This window comes from Roseateles hydrophilus, assembly GCF_026712245.1.
In the GTDB taxonomy this organism is placed as follows: Bacteria; Pseudomonadota; Gammaproteobacteria; order Burkholderiales; family Burkholderiaceae_C; genus Pelomonas; species Pelomonas hydrophilus.
This window is the reverse complement of record NZ_JAPPUY010000001.1, coordinates 1433010-1449845: the sequence shown is the minus strand read 5'-3', so window position 1 is coordinate 1449845 and position 16836 is coordinate 1433010. Positions and strand designations below refer to the sequence as shown.

Sequence of the window (16836 nt, the reverse complement as noted above, 5' to 3'; positions counted from 1 at the left end):
TGCAGCCCCCACATAATCCGCGCGCCTCAACCCGTGTCAGGTGCTTCATGTCAGGTCGTTCAGCAGTGCATGTCGGGCATGCTGCCGCGCTTGCGCGCGGTGCCGCCGGTGTGGCTGTGCAGGGCGATGAGACGGCGTTTGCTGAGGGACGCGTAGACCCGTGCGGCGCCTGGTGGGGCGGGTGCTGTGTCGTCCGTTGAGATGTCCACCCATCGCAGCGACGGGCCGCCGTCCAGCATCCTGCCGGACATGGAACCGCCGTGCCCCCCGGCGGCGCCACTGCCGCGCCCCTGGCTGTTGCGCGTCTATGCGCGCTGGCTGCGCGAGACCTCGTTCCGCCGGCATCTGAGCGTTGTCGTGGCGCTGGGCACGCTGGCCATGGCGCTGTTGCTGGCTGGCGTGAACGCCTGGCAGAGCGGGCGCGAACTGCGCGCCATGATGCTGGAGCAGGGCGGGCGCGTGGCCGCCAACCTGGCGACGAGCAGCTCGCTCGCGCTGCTGTATGCGGCGGCCGACAACGCGGACGAGGCCGTGCAGGCCTCGCTGTCCTTTCCTGACGTGACGGCCATCGAAATCCGCGACACCAACGGCCGCCTGCTGCTGGCGCTGGGCCCTGGGCGCGACAGCCTGCCGGCACCTGCGCCGCCATCGGCTGCGGCGAGCGAGGCGTGGCTGGACCACGAGGGCGACGACAGCTGGGCCTTCACCGCGCCGGTGTGGACGCGGCCGGAACCCTCGCCGTTCGATGTGGCGCTGCGCCCGGCGCAGCTGCTGGGCCATGTGCGCGTCATCCAGAGCAAGGCGACGCTGCATCGCGTGCAGACCTCGCTGTTCCTGTCCAACCTGGGCGTGGCGCTGGCGTTTGCCGGCGTGTTCCTGTTTGCGGTGCGCTTCCTGGCGCTGCGGGTGACGCGGCCGTTGTTGGCGTTGTCGCAGGCGATGGAGCGCGTCGAGCGGGGCGACAGAGATGCGCGTGCGCCCGCAGGCGGGCCGCGGGACATCGCGGCCATGGCCCACACCTTCAACCGCATGATTGCGGCGCTGGCGCAGCGCGAGGCCGAACTGGCCGGCCACCGGGATCGTCTGGAGGACCTGGTGCGCGAGCGCACGCTGGAGCTCAGCGCCGCCAAGGAGCGGGCCGAGGTGGCCAGCAGCGCCAAGAGCCAGTTCCTTGCGCGCATGAGCCACGAGTTGCGCACCCCGCTGAATGCGGTCATGGGTTATGCCCAGCTGCTGAAGATGGACGAGGCGATCAGCCCCAAGCAGCGCAGCGGGCTAGACATCATCCATAGCAGCGGCCAGCACCTGCTGACCTTGATCGTGGACATCCTGGACCTGTCCCGCATCGAGGCCGGCAAGGCCGAGCTGCGCCTGGCGCCCATGGCGCTGGTGCCGCGGCTGCATGCGGTGGCGGACATCCTGCGGGTGATGGCTTCGGGCAAGCAGATCGCGCTGGACCTGGCGTTGCATGCCGAGCTGCCGGCATTGGTGCAGGCCGATGACAAGCGGCTGAGCCAGGTGCTGCTGAACCTGGTGGGCAATGCGGTGAAGTTCACGCATGTCGGCGGTGTGACGCTGCGCGTGCTGCCGCTGCCGGGTGCGCCGCAGGGGCAGGCACGCCTGCGCTTCGAGGTGGTGGACAGCGGCGTGGGCATCGCGCGTGAGCAGGTCGCGCGCTTGTTCGAGCCCTTCGAGCAGGCCGGCAGTGCCGAGCAGCGCGTGGGCGGCACCGGGCTGGGTTTGGCGATCAGCCGGCAACTGGTGCGCATGATGGGCAGCGAGATCCATCTGCACAGCGAGCTGGGGCAGGGCAGCCGCTTCTGGTTCGACATCACGGTGCCGGTGCTGGCGGCGCCCGGCGGCTGACGCTGCACGAGCTGTCACACGGGCTGGGCATCATGGCGGGCCATGAACCCGATCCCAACCCCGCCGGCGATGCCGATGCGGCCGCTGCCCGTGGCCCATGACGATGTCGTGGACGTCGACCTGGATGTGCGGCTGAGCACGCCGTCGACGCTGGTCGTCCATGCCCGGCTGGAGACGGCCGTGCCTGAGGCTGAAGGCGAGGGTGGCGTCGAGCTGGCCCTGGTCATCCCGCGCTCGCGCTGCCGCGGCGAACGGCCGTTGCTGGCGGCCTTGCTGGAGGCTGCCCGGGCCGCTGTGGCGCGGGCCACGCGCGCTGGCATGCCGGCGCCGGCCCCGGCGGCGCGCCGGGTCGTCACCCAGGTGGCGGGGCGGCCGCACCTCATCCTCGTGCCCGACGCGGGCTGATCCGTCGCGCCGAAGGCCCCCGCCGCGGGGCCGCGCGCGGCGAACGCACGCCGGTGCAACCCGCAGCGCCGGTTTCCAAGCGGTTACTCCCGTAGCATGCCGGGTCTTTCTGGCGAGCTCGTCGTGATCTTTGTGAACCCCGGCCTTGGGAGGCAGCCGTGACCGCCTCATCCGCTCGCCCCCGTCTCTTTCCGTTGACCTGGCCGCTGCTGCTGGAGCTGCTGCTGGGCATCGGCATCGGCATCATCGGCACCATGCTGGCGGCGCGCCTGGGCGACGATGCCGGCGCGGCCTTCGGGCTGGCCAACCAAGTGTTCGCGGCGCTGTTCGTGCTGTTCCGCGTGATCGGCGCGGGCGTCAGCGTGGCCGTCACGCAGGCGCTGGGCGCCGGCCGGCGCGAGCATGCCGACGAGGTGGCCCGCGCCACGGTGGGCGCCAGCACCTGGCTGGGTGTGGGCGGGGCGCTGGCGGCGCTCCTGGCGGCCGGGCCCTTGCTGGGGCTGGTGAATGCCCCGCCAGAGGTGGCCCCGCTGGCCGCCACGCTGCTGCAAGCGCTGGCCCCGGCGCTGCTGCTGGACGCGCTGAACGCGACCATGGCCAGCGTGATGCGCGCGCACCTGCGCAGCCGCGAGGCGCTGGTGGTGGTTGTCGTCATCCAGTTGGTGACGCTGGTGGTGGCCTTGCTGGCCATGCCGCACCTGGGCCTGCCCGGGTATGCGCTGGCCTGCCTGTGCGGGCGCGGCGCCGGCCTGGCCCTGCACATCGTGCTGTGGCGGCAGCGCCTGGCGCTGCGCCTGCAGCCGCACGACTGGTGGCGCCTGGTGCGCGCGCCGCTGGCCACCGTGCTGCACATCGGCATTCCCGGGGCGGCCGAGAACATTTCCTGGCGGCTGGCCTTCATGACCAGCCTGGCCGCCGTCGCCCAGCTCGGCGCGCTGGCACTGGCCACGCATGCCTACACGATGCAGTTCCTGCACGTGATCCTGATGTTCGGGCTGGCCATCGCGTTCGCGGTGGAGATCCTGGTGGGGCACATGATCGGTGCGGGCGAGCTGCATGCCGCACACAAGCTGGTGCGCAAGTCACTTGGGCTGGGGGTGCTGGTGGCGCTGGCTGTGTCCGCCGGCTTCGCGCTGGCCGGGCCGTGGCTGCTGCGGCAGTTCACGACCGACCCGCAGATCGTCGCGCTGGGCTGCACGCTGCTGTGGTGGACGGTGCTGGTGGAGCCGGGCCGTGTGTTCAACATGGTGGTCATCAATGCGCTGCGGGCGGCGGGCGATGCGCGCTACCCCGTCGTTGCAGGGGCTGCGTCGATGGCGCTGGTGCTGGCCGGGGGGAGCTGGTTCCTGGGTGTGCACCTCGGCTGGGGCCTGGTTGGCGTGTGGATTGCTTATGCCGCTGACGAGTGGATTCGAGGCCTGCTGATGTGGCGCCGTTGGGCGACACTGGGGTGGCTGCCGCACGCCCGCGCTGCCCACCGCAAGCTGCGTCGCGCCAAGGCGGCATAGTCCGCACGCCGATGCCCGGCGACCTCACCTTCACGGGTGATTCGGGGGCGGTGTTTTCCTGGTTAGTAGAAATTGAGGGATGTTTTCTACAATGCGCGCTTTTCGCCTTGCCCAAGCCCAGCCCATGACCTCTCTCCTGCCCCATGCACGACCCCTGGCCGCCCTGACGCTGCTGGCCGCGTCGGCCATGGCCCAGGCCCAGCAGCCCGCGGTGATCTTCGACATGGGCGGCAAGTTCGATAAATCGTTCAACCAGGCCGGCTACCAGGGCGCCGAGCGCTGGAAGAAGGAGGCGGGCAAGAACTACCTCGAGTTCGAGATCAGCAACGACACGCAGCGCGTGCAGGCCCTGCGCCGCATGGCCGAGAAGGGTGCCAACCCCATCATCAGCATCGGCTTCGCCCAGGCGTCGGCGCTGCAGCAGGTGGCCAAGGACTTCCCCAAGACCCAGTTCGCCATCATCGACGCGCAGGTCAACCTGCCCAACGTTCAGTCCGTGCTGTTCAAGGAGCATGAGGGCAGCTACGTCGTCGGCGCCATGGCGGCCCTGGTCAGCAAGACCGGCAAGGTCGGCTTCGTCGGCGGCATGGACATTCCGCTGATCCGCAAGTTCCAGTGCGGCTACGAGCAGGGTGCCAAGGCGACCAATCCCAAGGTCGAGGTGTTCTCCAACATGACCGGCACCACGTCGACGGCGTGGAACGACCCCACGCGCGGCGGCGAACTGGCCAAGGCCCAGTTCACCAAGGGCTCGGACGTGGTGTTCGCCGCGGCCGGTGGCACCGGCGTGGGTGTCTACCAGGCGGCCAAGGATGCCGGCAAGCTCGCCATCGGCGTGGACAGCAACCAGAACCACCTGCAGCCCGGCGTGATGCTGACCTCCATGGTCAAGCGCGTGGATGTGGCCGTCTACAACGTGCTGAAGGGCTGGAAGCCCGGCGTGCAGGTGCTGGGTCTCAAGGAAGGCGGCGTGGATTACGCCGCCGATGAGCACAACGCCAAGCTGCTCACGCCCGTCTTGAAGGGCAAGGTCGACGCCGTGAAGGCCGACATCATCGCCGGCAAGGTGAAGGTGGCCGACTACATGGCGGACAACGCCTGCAAGTACTGAGCGGCAGCGTGGGTACGCCCGCAGTCCGCCTTCAGGGCATCTCCAAGCGCTTCGGCGCCGTGCAGGCCAACCGCGAGGTGTCGTTCGACATCGCCGCGGGCAGTGTGCATGGCCTCGTCGGTGAGAACGGCGCCGGCAAGAGCACGTTGATGGCCATCCTGTATGGCTATTACCAGGCCGATGCCGGCAGCATCGAGATCGCCGGCCGTGCCGTGCAGATCGCCAACTCCCAGCAAGCCATGGCGCTGGGCATCGGCATGGTCCACCAGCACTTCATGCTGGTGGACACGCTGAGCTGCCTGGAGAACATCATGCTGGGCGCCGAGGGAGGCTTCTTCCTCGGGGCGTCCAAGGCGCGGGTGCGCGCCCGGCTGGAGGCGCTGATGGCCGAGACCGGCCTGCAGGTGCAGCTGGATGCGCTGGTGGCCGACCTGCCCGTGGGCGAGCTGCAGCGGCTTGAGATCCTGAAGGCGCTGTACCGCGGCGCCAAGGTGCTGATCCTGGACGAGCCCACTGCCGTGCTGACGCCGCAGGAGACCGACCAGCTCTTCGTCACGCTGCGCAAGCTGCAGCAGCGCGGCACGACGCTGATTCTCATCACGCACAAGCTGCGCGAGGTGATGAGCCTGTGCAGTGCCGTGACGGTGATGCGCGCCGGCCAGGTGGTCGAGACGCGTCCCATCGCCGACTGGAGCGAAGAGGCGCTGGCCGAGAGCATGGTGGGCCGCAAGGTCACGCTGGGCCGCCCCGATGGGTTGCAGCAGCGGGCTGGCGAGGTGCGCCTGCAGGCCAGCGGCCTGAGTCTGAAGCATGCCAATGGCGTGCCGGCGCTGCGTGAGGTGAGCCTCACGCTCAAGGCCGGCGAGATCGTCGGCGTGGCCGGCGTGTCGGGCAATGGCCAGAGCGAATTGCTGGAGGTGCTGAGCGGCCTGCGCGCTCCCGAGGGGGGGCAGCTGGAACTTGGTGGCCGCCGCTTCACGCCCGAGGCGTGGCTGGACACCGCGCAGGCCCGACCGCTGCGGCTGGCGCATGTGCCGGAGGACCGGCACGCCGTCGGCCTGGTGATGAACTTCCCGGCCTGGGAGTCCGCCGTGCTGGGCTATCACGGCCTGCCCAAGTACCGCCGCGGCCTGGCCATGAACCATGCCGCCATGCAGGCTGCTACCCGCGAGATGCAGGAGCGCTTCGACGTGCGCCCGCGCGACGAGCACCTGGGCTCGTCCAAGTTCTCCGGCGGCAACCAGCAGAAGCTGATCCTCGCCCGCGAGATCGGCGAGCAGCCCACCGTGCTGCTGGTCGGGCAGCCCACGCGCGGCGTGGACATCGGCGCCATCGAATTCATCCACAACCAGCTGCGCGCACTGCGCGAGGCGGGTTGTGCGGTGCTGCTGGTCAGCAGCGAGCTGGACGAGATCCTGGCGCTGGCCGACCGCGTGGTCGTCATGAACGGCGGGCGCATCACCGGCGAACTCGCCATCGAGGATTGCGATGAAAAGCGTCTGGGCCTGCTGATGGCCGCACAAGAAGAACGAGCTGCTGCATGAGCCAACCGCTTCAACTTCCTCGCTGGATCGACATCGGCCTGTTGCCGCTGTGGAACCTCGCCGTCGCGCTGGCCGTGGCCGGCCTTGTCGTCATGGTCATCGGCCACAGCCCCTGGCAGGCGCTCACCGTGCTGCTGAACGGCGCGCTGGGCAGCGCCCGCGGCCTGGGCTATTCGCTGTACTACGCCACCACGTTCATCTTCACCGGCTTGGCCGTGGCGGTGGCCATCCATGCCGGCCTGTTCAACATCGGTGGTGAGGGCCAGGCCACGCTGGGCGGTGTGGGCGTGGCGCTGCTGGCGCTGTGGCTGGGCGCGTCGCTGCCGGCCGTCGTCATGCTGCCGCTGCTGGTGCTGGCGGCCGCGCTGTTCGGCATGCTGTGGGCGGCCGTGCCGGCCTACCTGCAGGCCTGGCGGGGCAGCCATGTCGTCATCACGACCATCATGTTCAATTTCCTGGCGGCCGGGCTGAATGGCTACCTGCTCGTCAACTGGCTGCGGCCGGCCGGCAGCATGGCGGTGGAGTCTGCCGAGTTCGCCGAGGCTGCGCGCATGCCGGGGCTGCACCAGATCGCGGCGGCCTTCGGCGTGGAGATGCCGTCCTCGCCGCTGAACCTCAGCCTCTTGATTGCGCTGCTGGCCTGCGTGGCCGTCGGCTGGTTCCTGTGGAAGAGCGCGGCGGGCTACGCCGTGCGGGCCGTGGGCAGCGCGCCGCGCGCCGCGCACTACGCCGGCATTGCGCCGCGTGCGCAGGTCATGCTGGCCATGGCGATCTCCGGTGCGCTGGCCGGCATGGTGGGCGTCAACGAGATCTCCGGTGTGCAGGGCAAGCTGACGCTGGACTTCGTCGCCGGCGCCGGCTTCACCGGCATCGCCGTGTCGCTGATGGGCCGCAACCACCCCGTGGGCATCGTGCTGGCGTCGCTGCTGTTCGGGGTGCTGTACCAGGGCGGCGTCGAGGTGAGCTTCGAACTGCAGGGCTTCAGCCGCGAGATGGTGGTCACGGCGCAAGGCCTGATCGTGCTGTTCTCAGGCGCGATGGCCACCGTGAGCGCGCCGCTGTTCGCGCGTGTCTACGCCGCCGTGAAGGGAGGCCGCTGATGGATGAAGTGCTGATCGCCTCGGTGCTGGCCTCCACGTTGCGCGTCAGTGCGCCGCTGCTGCTGTGCGCGATGGCTGGCGTGCTGTCCGAGCGGGCTGGCGTGGTTGACCTCGGGCTGGAAGGCAAGATGCTGTTCGCCGCGTTTGCGGCGGCTGCCACGGCGTCGGTGACGCAGTCGGCCGCCTTCGGGCTGCTGGCGGCCATGGTGGTGGCCTGTTCGGCCTCACTCGTGCATGGCTTCGCCTGCGTGTCCAACCGGGGCGACCAGGTCGTCTCCGGTGTGGCGCTCAACATGGTGGCGGCCGGGCTGACCGTGGTGCTGGGCATCGCCTGGTTCCAGCAGGGCGGCCAGACGCCGCCCATCACGCCCGATGTGCGCCTGACGGCGCTCGCGCCGGCCTTTGCCGAGCCGCAGGCGGGTGACTGGATCGCATCGGTGCTGGGCCATGGCCTGCTGAGCCACAACGGGCTGGTCTATGTGGCCTTCCTGATGGTGCTGGCCGTGTGGTTCTTCCTGGAGCGCACGCGCCCGGGCCTGCGCCTGCGCGCCGTGGGCGAGAACCCGGCCATGGTGGAGGCTGCAGGCCTGTCCGTGCAGGGGCTGCGCTACCAGGCGCTGCTGATGAACGGCGTGCTGTGCGGCCTGGCCGGTGCCTACCTGACGCTTGCGCAAAACGCGTCTTTCTCGCCCAACATGACCGCCGGCCGCGGCTTCATTGCGCTGGCTGCGATGATCTTCGGCAAGTGGAAGCCGCTGCCGACGATGGGCGCCTGCCTGCTGTTCGGCTTCCTGGACGCGGTGGCCATCCGCATGCAGGGTGTGCAGTTGCCCGCTGGATTGGGCGGTGGCGAGGTGCCGGTGCAGCTCATCCAGGCGCTGCCCTACCTCCTGACCGTCGTGCTGCTGGCCGGCTTCATCGGCTCCGCCATCGCGCCCAAGGCGCTGGGCCGGCCCTACGTGAAGGAGCGCTGATGGACCTGTCCCAGGATCTGCTGGATCGCCTGCTGGCAGAGTCGCTGCGTGCGCGCAGCTTTGCGCATGCGCCTTATTCCAAGTACCAGGTCGGCGTCGCGCTGCTGGACGAGCAGGGCCGCATCCACATCGGTGCCAACGTGGAGAACGCGTCCTACCCGCAGGGCTGGTGCGCCGAACCCTCGGCGCTGACGGCCATGCTCATGGCCGGCGGCAAGCGCGCCGTGGCGGCGCTGGTGACGGGCCCCGGCCCGGACATCATCACGCCCTGCGGCGGCTGCCGCCAGAAGCTCCGGGAGTTCTCCGAGCCCGACGAGCTGGTCATCATTGCCGGCGATCCTGGCGGCATCCGCCAACGCTGGACCCTGGCCGAACTGCTGCCCCACAGCTTCGGGCCATCCCACTTGAATTTCTGAGGTTCCCCCATGATCGACAACAAGACCCTCGACGTCGCCATCAGCGCGAGCGTCGACAAGCTGCAATCCCTGTTCGGCAGCGCGCCGGAAGTCGCCGTGGTGCTGGGCTCTGGCTGGGCCGGCGCCGTCAGCCATGTGCAGGACGGCAAGAACCTGCCTTACACCGAGCTGCCCGCCTTCCCGCAGCCCAAGGTGGAAGGTCACGTCAACGAGATCGTCGTCGGCCAGATCGGCGAGCAGCGTGTCATCTTCCTGCGCGGCCGCGCCCACACCTACGAGAGCGGTGAGTGCACCGGCATGGCCGGCGCGCTGCGCACGCTGAAGCGCTGGGGCGTCAAGCTGCTGGTGCAGACCAACGCCTCCGGCTCGCTGCGCGGCCACATGCCGCCGGGCAGCCTGATGCTGATCGCCGACCACATCAACGCGCCGCAGCGCAGCCCGCTCGTCGGCGAGCAGGGCAGCCACCGCTTCGTCGACATGGTCAACGCCTACGACGGCGAGCTGCGCAAGCACGCGTTGGCGCTGGCCAAGCGCGAGAACCTGATGCTGGGCGAGGGCACCTACTGCTGGGCGCTCGGCCCGCAGTTCGAGACCCCGGCCGAGATCCGCATGTTCGCCGCCTGGGGCGCCGACGCCGTGGGCATGAGCACCGTGCCCGAGACCATCCTGGCCCGCCATGCCGGCCTGAAGGTGATGGGCATCGCGCTGATGACCAACATGGCCGCCGGCCTGTCCGCCGAGGCGTTGACGCACGACCTGACCCTGAAGCAGGCCCAGGCCTCCGGCGAGCGCGCGTCGGCCTTCCTGGCCGCGCTGGTGGCCAGCCTGAAGGGCGTGGCGCTGTGAGCCAGGACCTGAAGGCGGCGGCCCGCACGGCGCTGGCCTGTCTGGACCTCACCAGTCTGAATGACGGCGACACCGTCGCGGACATCGACGCGCTGTGCCGCCGCGCGCAGACCGCGCACGGCCCGGTCGCCGCTGTCTGCGTGTGGCCGCGCTTCGTGGCGCAGGCGCGCGCGGCGTTGCCGGCCACCATCAAGGTGGCTGCCGTGGCCAACTTCCCCGACGGCGCGCTGGATGTGCCGCGCGCCCTAGCCGACGTGGCCGCCATCGCGCAGGCCGGCGGTGATGAGGTCGACGTCGTGCTGCCCTGGCGCGCCCTGCAGGCCGGGCAGTCCACCGAGGTCGCCGAGTTCCTGTCAGAAGTCCGCTTCGCGTCGCGCCCGCTGACGCTGAAGGTCATCATCGAATCCGGCGAACTGGCCACGCCCGAGCGCATCGCCCAGGCCACGCGCCTGGCGCTGGCGGCCGGGGCTGACTTCGTCAAGACCAGCACCGGCAAGACCGCTACCGGCGCCACGGCGGCCGCGGCCGCCGTGATGCTGAAGGAAATCCAGGCCAGCGGCCTGCCGTCGGCCGGCTTCAAGGCTTCGGGCGGCGTGCGCTCGGTGGCCGACGCCGCCGGCTACATCGCCCAGGCCGAAGCCGCGCTCGGCGCTGCCGCGTTGAACCCGCAGCGCCTGCGTTTCGGCGCCAGCGGCCTGCTGACCGACATCGAGGCCGTGCTTGCCGGCGCGGCCTCCACCGCCACCCAGGCGGCTTACTGAACTCCTCCCATGCTTGCCCAAGAAATCATCCGCACCAAGCGCGACGGCCAGGCGCTGAACGAAGCGCAAATCAACCATTTCGTCCGTGGCCTCGTCGACAACTCCTGGAGCGAAGGCCAGGTCGCTGCGCTGGGCATGGCCGTGTTCCTCAAGGGCATGGGCCGTGACGAAGCCGTGCTGCTGACGCGCGCGATGATGAATTCCGGCCGCGTCATGCGCTGGCCCGACATGCCCGGCCCAGTGCTGGACAAGCACAGCAGCGGCGGCGTGGGCGACAAGGTGAGCTTGATGCTGGCGCCCATGGTGGCGGCCTGCGGCGGCTATGTGCCCATGATTGCCGGGCGTGGTCTGGGCCACACCGGCGGCACGGTGGACAAGCTCGAAGCCATCCCCGGCTACACGACCACGCCCGACCCGGCGCGCTTCGACCAGCTCGTGCGCTCGCTGGGCTGCGCCATCATCGGCCAGACGGCCGACCTGGCGCCCGCCGACAAGCGCTTCTACGCCACGCGTGACGTGACGGCCACGGTCGAGAGCGTGCCGCTGATCACGGCGTCCATCCTGTCCAAGAAGCTGGCGGCCGGCCTGGAATGCCTGGCGATGGACATCAAGTGCGGCAACGGCGCGTTCGCGTCCACACCCGCCTTCGCGCAGGAGCTGGCCGAGAGCATCGTGGCGGTGGCCGGCGGTGCGGGCCTGAAGACGCGCGCGTTGATCACCGACATGAACCAGATCCTGGGCACCGATGTCGGCAACGCGCTGGAGGTGTGGGAGACCATCCGCTACCTGAGTGGCGAGCACCGCGAGCCGCGTCTGCACGAGGTGACGCTGGCGCTGTGCGCCGAGATGCTGGTGCTGGGCAAGCTGGCCCCGGACACGGCTGCTGCCCGCGTGAAGCTGCAGGCCGCGCTGGACTCCGGCGCCGCTGCCGAGAAGTTCGCCCAGATGGTGACGGCCCTGGGCGGCCCGGCTGATCTGATGGAGCGCCCGGAGGCCTACCTGGCTGCCGCGCCGGTGGTGAAGGCCGTGAAGGCGCAGCGTGCCGGTGTCATCACGGCGATGGCTACACGCGACCTCGGCGTGGCCATCGTCGAGCTGGGCGGCGGCCGCCGCCAGGCGGGTGATGCCATCGACATGCGCGTCGGCTTCTCGGCCGTCCAGCCCATCGGTACGCGCGTCGCGGCCGGCGAACCGCTGGCGCTGATCCATGCCGCCGACGAGGCTGCGGCCGACCGCGCGATCGCGTCCTACCTGGCCGCCGTGGCGCTGGGCGATGCCGATGTGGCCGCCGCGCCCATGGTCATGGCGACAATCGGCTGATGGACGAACAGAACGACAACCCACCGCAGAACCCGCTGCACCGCCCGATCAAGAGCTTCGTCACGCGGCCCGGCCGCATGGGCACGGGCCAGATCAAGGCGCTGGCCGAACTCGGCCCGAAGTTCGTGCTGCCCTACAAGGTCGAGCGGCTTGACACCGCCGCGACCTTCGGCCGCAGCGCGCCGCTGGTGCTGGAGATCGGCTTCGGCATGGGGGCGGCGACGGCCGACATTGCGCAGACGCTGCCCGACCATGACTTCATCGGTTGCGAGGTCCACGAGCCCGGCGTCGGTGCCTTGCTCAAGCTGATTGGCGAACGCGACATCGGCAACATCCGCATCGTCCAGCACGACGCGGTGGAGGTGCTGCGCGACATGATCGGCGAAGCCGCGCTGGACGGCGTGCACATCTTCTTCCCCGATCCCTGGCACAAGAAGCGCCACAACAAGCGCCGCCTGATCCAGGCGCCGTTCGTGGCCAATCTGGTGAAGCACATCAAGCCCGGCGGCTACCTGCATTGCGCGACCGACTGGCAGCCTTACGCCGAGCAGATGCTGGAAGTGCTGTCCGCCGAGCCGGCCCTCCAGAACACGGCGGCCGGCTATGCCGACAAGCCCGCCTACCGGCCGCTGACCAAGTTCGAGAACCGCGGCATCAAGCTGGGCCACGGCGTGTGGGACCTGGTGTTCAGGAAGCAGTGATGACGAGTCCCCTGGACGGCAAACACATCCTGCTCGCGATGACCGGTGGCATCGCCGGCTACAAGGTCGCCGAGTTGACGCGCCTGTTCGTGAAGGGCGGCGCGACCGTGCAGGTCATGATGACCGAGGGCGCCGAGGCCTTCATCACGGCGGTGACGATGCAGGCACTGTCCGGCCGCCCCGTTTACACCTCGCAGTGGGACGCGCGGCCCGACAACAACATGGCCCACATCAACCTGAGCCGCGAGGCCGACCTGATGCTGGTGGCGCCCGCCAGCGCCGATGCCATCGCCGCGTTGGCGCAGGGCAGGGCGGACGACCTCATCTGCCTGACCGCACTTGCCCGCCGCATCCATGAATGTCCGCTGCTCGTCGTGCCGGCGATGAACCGCGAGATGTGGGCTCACCCGGCCACGCAGCGCAACGTGGCGCAGATCACCGCTGACGGCGCCACCGTCATCGGCCCGGCCAGTGGCGACCAGGCCTGCGGCGAGATCGGTGACGGCCGCATGCTGGAGGCGCAGGAGATCTTCGACGACGTCGAGGCCTTCCTCGCGCCGAAATCCCTGCGCGGCAAGAAGCTGCTCATCACTGCCGGCCCGACCTTCGAGCCCATCGATCCGGTGCGCGGCATCACCAACCACAGCAGCGGCAAGATGGGTTTCGCCATCGCGCGCGCGGCGGCGGAGGCCGGTGCCGAGGTCACGCTGGTGGCTGGCCCCGTGCACCTGCCGACGCCGCGTGGCGTGCAGCGCATCAATGTGCAGTCGGCGCAGCAGATGTTTGATGCCGTGCTGCCGCTGGCGGCACAGCAGCACGCCTTCATTGCCAGCGCGGCTGTGGCTGACTGGCGCCCGGCGCAGACGCACGAGCACAAGATGAAGAAGGTCGAGGGCGGCGCGACGGCGCCCACCATCGCGATGACCGACAACCCGGACATCCTGGCCGCCGTCGCCAGGCTGCCCCAGCCGCCTTACTGCGTTGGCTTTGCCGCCGAGAGCGAGAAGCTCGCCGAACATGCCGAGGCCAAGCGTCGCCGCAAGGGCATCCCGCTCATCGTCGCCAATCTCGGCCCCGCCACCTTCGGCCGCGATGACAACGCGCTGCTGCTCATCGACGAGCACGGCCAGCGCGAGCTGCCGCGCAACGACAAGCTCAGTCTCGCCCGCGAGCTGATCGCCGAACTTTCGAAAAGACTCTGATGCACGCGATTGACCTGCAAGTGCTCGACGCCCGCATGGCCGAGCAGATTCCCGCGCACGCCACGCCCGGCAGCGCCGGCCTGGACCTGCGTGCCTGCCTGGACGCCGCCATCACGCTGGCCCCGGGCCAGACGATGCTGATCCCCACGGGCCTGGCCATCCACATCGCCGATCCGGGCCTGGCCGCCCTCATCCTGCCGCGCTCGGGCCTGGGCCACAAACACGGCATCGTGCTGGGCAACCTCGTGGGCTTGATCGACAGCGACTACCAGGGCCAGCTGATGGTCAGCTGCTGGAACCGCGGCCAGACTGAATTCACCATCCAGCCCTTCGAGCGCATCGCGCAGCTGGTCATCGTGCCGGTGGTGCAGGCGACCTTCCGGCGTGTCGACAGCTTCGATGCCACGGCCCGGGGTGCCGGCGGCTTCGGGTCTACCGGCAAGGCCTGACGACAAAAAGGGCGCCTCCAGGGCGCCCTTGCTGTTTCTGGCCGGTGTGGGGCCTCAGTGCAGCGGCTCGTCCGGCGGCGCGCCGGTCTGCACCATGAAGATGGGCTCGCCGACAGAGCCGGCCGTCACTTCCTGCTCGGTGGCCTCGCGCACGTCCAGCAGCGCCAGGTGCATGCGCAGGCCGATGCCGGCCAGCGGGTGGTTGCCGTCCAGCACCACATGCTCGGGGTAGACCTCGGTCACCGTGTAGATAGCCTCGGGCATGCCTTCGGTCGCGGCGCCGTCGGGCAGGCCTTCGAACTGCATGCCGGGCTGTACATCCTCGGGGAACAGGCCGCGCGCCTCGAAGCACACGAGCGCCGAGTCATAGTCGCCGAAGGCCTCCTCGGGCTGCAGCGCGAGGTCGGTCTCGAAACCGGCCTGCTGGCCGTCAAGGGCCGTCTCCACCTTGGCGAAGAGGTCGTCACCTCCCACCAGGAACTCCATCGGTTCGGCCAACTCGTCGATGAGCTGGCCCTGGGCATCTTCGAGTCTCCAACGCAGGGAGACGACACAGGGGCGGGTCACTTGCATGAGATCAATTTTCCCACAGCCCCTCTCGGCACAATGTCCGCATGCAGATCGATCTCCCCACCCCCATGCTCGCCGGCCTGAGCCCGGCCCAGTTCATGCGCAAGCATTGGCAGAAGAAGCCCTTGCTGGTGCGACAGGCCTTCGCCGATGCACAGCCGCCGGCGTCCCTGAAGCAACTGGCCGCACTGGCGGCGCGCGACGATGTCGAGTCCCGCCTCGTCACGGCGTTTGACGGCGACTGGAAGCTCAAGCATGGCCCCATCGCGCGGCTGCCGGCCATGAGCAAACCCGGCTGGACGCTGCTGGTGCAGGGGCTGGACCAGCACCTGGACGCGGCGCGCGCGCTGCTGGAACAGTTCCGCTTCGCGCCGGATGCGCGGCTGGACGATCTGATGGTGTCCGTCGCCAGCGACGGAGGCGGCGTCGGGCCGCACTTCGACTCCTACGACGTGTTCCTCATCCAACTTGCTGGCCAGCGCCGCTGGCGCATCGCGGCGCAGAAGGACGCCGTGCTGCGCGACGACGTGCCGCTGAAGATCATCGCCAACTTCGCGCCGGAGCAGGAGTTCGTGCTGGAGCCGGGCGACATGCTCTATCTGCCGCCGGGCTGGGCCCACGATGGTGTGGCGGTGGGCCCGGGCTGCATGACCGCGTCCGTGGGCTTTCGTGCCTCAACCGCCGAGGGGCTGGCGGCCGAGCTGCTGCCCCGCCTGCTGGATGACATCGACGGCGCCAGCAAGCTCTATGCCGACCCGCGCCAGGAGGCCACCACCGAACCCGCGCGCGTGCCCACGGCCCTGCTGGACTTCGCCCGCCGCGCGGCCGAGTTGGCGCTGAACAAGCCGCTGGCGCTGGAGCGCGCGCTTGGAGAGGCGCTCACCGAGCCCAAGGCCAATGTCTGGTTCGAGCCGGGCGACGTGCTGCCGCCGGGGCTGGGCGCGGTGCTGGACCGCCGCAGCCGCATGCTCTATGACACCAGCCAGGTGTTCATCAACGGCGAGAGCTTTCGGGCTGGTGGGCGTGACGCCGCACTCATGCGTCGCCTCGCAGATGTGCGCCAGCTGACGGCGGCTGAAGTCCAGCGCCTGTCCCCGGAGGCGCGCGAACTGCTGGATCAGTGGACCGAGGACGGCTGGGTGCAGCCGCTGCCTGCGTGACGCCGCAGACATTCACCGGTCGGGCGGCCTTCAGCCAGCTGAGCGCCGAGGCCCTGGTCTGGGCGGCTGGTCAGGGTTGCCAGTCGTTGCATGCCTGGGATGCCAGCTTTGTGGACTGGCCGTGGTCGGATGCAAACGTGCTGGCTGCGCTGACCGCATGGGCGCGGCAAGGGCGACAACTGCATCTGCTGGCCTTGCAGTACGACGACATCGTGCGCCAGCACCCGAGGTTTGTGCGCTGGCGGCGTGACTTCGCGCATTGCGTGACCGCGCGCATGGTGGAGCCCGAGCTGAAGCTGGAAGGTGCGCCGGAGAGTCTGCTGCTGGCGGCGTCGGCCGATGCAGCACTTAGCCTGCGCCTGCTCGACCGGCACCTCTGGCGTGGCGAGCTGAGCCTGGAGGTCGGCCAGCGCCGCCGTTGGCTGGACTGGTTTGATGCCGCGGCACAACGTTCCTGCGAATCATTTGCGCCAACAACTTTGGGGTTATGAAAGCTTGGTGCAAGGAGCCCCTATAATCGCGGGCTAGGCGAGGGAAGCGCTCGAGGTTTTCCGCGTCTTGTTCTGCGGGGTCGGCAGTTGGTGATGAAACACTGACGCACGGCCCCAAAATTATGGTGTGCACCGTCGTTTAAACGTTTGAGGACAAGTAATGAATAAGTCGATCCTGCTGGCTTCCCTGGTTGCCGTTGCTGCCCTGACCGCTTGCAGCAAGAAGGCTGAAGAGCCCAAGGTTGAAGCTCCCGCCGTGACCGCCCCGGCCGCTGCTGCTTCGGAAGCCGCTTCGGCTGCCGCCAGCGCCGCTGACGCTGGTGCTTCGGCTGCTGCCGACGCCGCTGCGTCCGCCGCTTCGAAGTAATCACTTCGTCCGCTCGGAAAGAGCCGTCGCTGCGCAAGCAGCGAC

At 69.4% G+C, this 16836-nt stretch carries 18 protein-coding genes; 16 read left to right on the top strand and 2 right to left on the bottom strand.

Translation table 11 applies throughout. The features are described from left to right. Nucleotides 1-59 precede the first annotated feature (59 nt). Nucleotides 60-251 carry a hypothetical protein gene (locus NYO99_RS06455; protein ID WP_268166270.1) on the bottom strand — a complete coding sequence of 64 codons (192 nt, stop codon included), beginning with the start codon at nucleotides 249-251 and terminating at the stop codon, nucleotides 60-62. Between NYO99_RS06455 and NYO99_RS06450 the strand changes: the two genes are divergently transcribed. From NYO99_RS06450 to dut, 14 genes are all read left to right on the top strand, one after another. Further along, entirely contained in the window at nucleotides 250-1866 is a 1617-nt protein-coding gene (locus tag NYO99_RS06450) for an ATP-binding protein (RefSeq protein WP_268166269.1), read from the top strand. The genes NYO99_RS06455 and NYO99_RS06450 overlap by 2 nt on opposite strands. A 42-nt stretch (nucleotides 1867-1908) precedes the next feature. Beyond that, on the top strand, nucleotides 1909-2271 hold the full coding sequence (locus tag NYO99_RS06445; protein WP_268166267.1) for a hypothetical protein: 363 nt from the start codon (nucleotides 1909-1911) through the stop codon (nucleotides 2269-2271). Nucleotides 2272-2465: 194 nt separating this feature from the next. Further along, nucleotides 2466-3779 carry an MATE family efflux transporter gene (locus NYO99_RS06440; protein ID WP_268166266.1) on the top strand — a complete coding sequence of 438 codons (1314 nt, stop codon included), beginning with the start codon at nucleotides 2466-2468 and terminating at the stop codon, nucleotides 3777-3779. Between the two features lie 124 nt (nucleotides 3780-3903). Next, the gene (locus tag NYO99_RS06435; RefSeq protein WP_268166265.1) at nucleotides 3904-4890 is read left to right on the top strand and encodes a BMP family lipoprotein; all 987 of its coding nucleotides are present in this window, start codon (nucleotides 3904-3906) and stop codon (nucleotides 4888-4890) included. A gap of 8 nt (nucleotides 4891-4898) precedes the next feature. Then, nucleotides 4899-6434, top strand: coding sequence for an ABC transporter ATP-binding protein (locus NYO99_RS06430; protein WP_268166264.1), 1536 nt, complete (start codon nucleotides 4899-4901; stop codon nucleotides 6432-6434). After that, nucleotides 6431-7534, top strand: a complete 1104-nt coding sequence (locus tag NYO99_RS06425; RefSeq protein ID WP_268166263.1) for an ABC transporter permease — start codon at nucleotides 6431-6433, stop codon at nucleotides 7532-7534. The genes NYO99_RS06430 and NYO99_RS06425 overlap by 4 nt, the downstream gene beginning before the upstream one ends. Then, nucleotides 7534-8508: an ABC transporter permease gene (locus NYO99_RS06420; protein ID WP_268166262.1), complete on the top strand. Its 975-nt coding sequence runs from the start codon at nucleotides 7534-7536 to the stop codon at nucleotides 8506-8508. Before NYO99_RS06425 ends, NYO99_RS06420 begins: the two co-directional genes overlap by 1 nt. After that, nucleotides 8508-8924 carry a cytidine deaminase gene (cdd, locus tag NYO99_RS06415; protein ID WP_268166261.1) on the top strand — a complete coding sequence of 139 codons (417 nt, stop codon included), beginning with the start codon at nucleotides 8508-8510 and terminating at the stop codon, nucleotides 8922-8924. The genes NYO99_RS06420 and cdd overlap by 1 nt, the downstream gene beginning before the upstream one ends. 9 nt (nucleotides 8925-8933) lie before the next feature. Then, the gene (locus NYO99_RS06410; RefSeq protein ID WP_268166260.1) at nucleotides 8934-9770 is read left to right on the top strand and encodes a purine-nucleoside phosphorylase; all 837 of its coding nucleotides are present in this window, start codon (nucleotides 8934-8936) and stop codon (nucleotides 9768-9770) included. Beyond that, the gene (gene deoC / locus NYO99_RS06405) at nucleotides 9767-10531 is read left to right on the top strand and encodes a deoxyribose-phosphate aldolase (RefSeq protein WP_268166259.1); all 765 of its coding nucleotides are present in this window, start codon (nucleotides 9767-9769) and stop codon (nucleotides 10529-10531) included. Before NYO99_RS06410 ends, deoC begins: the two co-directional genes overlap by 4 nt. Nucleotides 10532-10540: 9 nt before the next feature. Then, a complete protein-coding gene (deoA, locus tag NYO99_RS06400; protein ID WP_268166258.1) occupies nucleotides 10541-11851 on the top strand; it encodes a thymidine phosphorylase in 1311 nt (436 codons plus the stop codon). After that, nucleotides 11851-12552: a tRNA (guanosine(46)-N7)-methyltransferase TrmB gene (gene trmB / locus NYO99_RS06395; protein WP_268166257.1), complete on the top strand. Its 702-nt coding sequence runs from the start codon at nucleotides 11851-11853 to the stop codon at nucleotides 12550-12552. The genes deoA and trmB overlap by 1 nt, the downstream gene beginning before the upstream one ends. Then, on the top strand, nucleotides 12552-13754 hold the full coding sequence (gene coaBC, locus NYO99_RS06390; protein ID WP_268166256.1) for a bifunctional phosphopantothenoylcysteine decarboxylase/phosphopantothenate--cysteine ligase CoaBC: 1203 nt from the start codon (nucleotides 12552-12554) through the stop codon (nucleotides 13752-13754). Before trmB ends, coaBC begins: the two co-directional genes overlap by 1 nt. Then, nucleotides 13754-14203, top strand: coding sequence for a dUTP diphosphatase (gene dut / locus NYO99_RS06385; RefSeq protein WP_268166255.1), 450 nt, complete (start codon nucleotides 13754-13756; stop codon nucleotides 14201-14203). Before coaBC ends, dut begins: the two co-directional genes overlap by 1 nt. Nucleotides 14204-14257: 54 nt before the next feature. Here the strand turns inward: dut and NYO99_RS06380 are convergent, their stop codons facing one another. Beyond that, the gene (locus NYO99_RS06380; RefSeq protein ID WP_268166254.1) at nucleotides 14258-14776 is read right to left on the bottom strand and encodes an FKBP-type peptidyl-prolyl cis-trans isomerase; all 519 of its coding nucleotides are present in this window, start codon (nucleotides 14774-14776) and stop codon (nucleotides 14258-14260) included. Nucleotides 14777-14817: 41 nt separating this feature from the next. On the opposite strand from NYO99_RS06380, the gene NYO99_RS06375 reads away from it, so the two are divergent. Both NYO99_RS06375 and NYO99_RS06370 read left to right on the top strand, forming a co-directional pair. Next, on the top strand, nucleotides 14818-15933 hold the full coding sequence (locus NYO99_RS06375) for a JmjC domain-containing protein (RefSeq protein WP_268166252.1): 1116 nt from the start codon (nucleotides 14818-14820) through the stop codon (nucleotides 15931-15933). Then, nucleotides 15930-16424, top strand: a complete 495-nt coding sequence (locus NYO99_RS06370; RefSeq protein WP_268166251.1) for a hypothetical protein — start codon at nucleotides 15930-15932, stop codon at nucleotides 16422-16424. The genes NYO99_RS06375 and NYO99_RS06370 overlap by 4 nt, the downstream gene beginning before the upstream one ends. The last annotated feature ends 412 nt before the right edge of the window (nucleotides 16425-16836 follow it).

What these genes read in the sequence shown, in the direction of transcription:
- dut (WP_268166255.1), top strand. Translation starts at nt 13,754, where the DNA reads ATGCACGCGATTGACCTGCAAGTGCTCGACGCCCGCATGGCCGAGCAG.
- cdd (WP_268166261.1), top strand. Translation starts at nt 8,508, where the DNA reads ATGGACCTGTCCCAGGATCTGCTGGATCGCCTGCTGGCAGAGTCGCTG.
- NYO99_RS06420 (WP_268166262.1), top strand. Translation starts at nt 7,534, where the DNA reads ATGGATGAAGTGCTGATCGCCTCGGTGCTGGCCTCCACGTTGCGCGTC.
- coaBC (WP_268166256.1), top strand. Translation starts at nt 12,552, where the DNA reads ATGACGAGTCCCCTGGACGGCAAACACATCCTGCTCGCGATGACCGGT.
- NYO99_RS06435 (WP_268166265.1), top strand. Translation starts at nt 3,904, where the DNA reads ATGACCTCTCTCCTGCCCCATGCACGACCCCTGGCCGCCCTGACGCTG.
- NYO99_RS06455 (WP_268166270.1), bottom strand. Translation starts at nt 251, where the DNA reads ATGTCCGGCAGGATGCTGGACGGCGGCCCGTCGCTGCGATGGGTGGAC.
- NYO99_RS06450 (WP_268166269.1), top strand. Translation starts at nt 250, where the DNA reads ATGGAACCGCCGTGCCCCCCGGCGGCGCCACTGCCGCGCCCCTGGCTG.
- NYO99_RS06380 (WP_268166254.1), bottom strand. Translation starts at nt 14,776, where the DNA reads ATGCAAGTGACCCGCCCCTGTGTCGTCTCCCTGCGTTGGAGACTCGAA.
- NYO99_RS06410 (WP_268166260.1), top strand. Translation starts at nt 8,934, where the DNA reads ATGATCGACAACAAGACCCTCGACGTCGCCATCAGCGCGAGCGTCGAC.
- NYO99_RS06375 (WP_268166252.1), top strand. Translation starts at nt 14,818, where the DNA reads ATGCAGATCGATCTCCCCACCCCCATGCTCGCCGGCCTGAGCCCGGCC.
- NYO99_RS06445 (WP_268166267.1), top strand. Translation starts at nt 1,909, where the DNA reads ATGAACCCGATCCCAACCCCGCCGGCGATGCCGATGCGGCCGCTGCCC.
- NYO99_RS06425 (WP_268166263.1), top strand. Translation starts at nt 6,431, where the DNA reads ATGAGCCAACCGCTTCAACTTCCTCGCTGGATCGACATCGGCCTGTTG.
- deoA (WP_268166258.1), top strand. Translation starts at nt 10,541, where the DNA reads ATGCTTGCCCAAGAAATCATCCGCACCAAGCGCGACGGCCAGGCGCTG.
- trmB (WP_268166257.1), top strand. Translation starts at nt 11,851, where the DNA reads ATGGACGAACAGAACGACAACCCACCGCAGAACCCGCTGCACCGCCCG.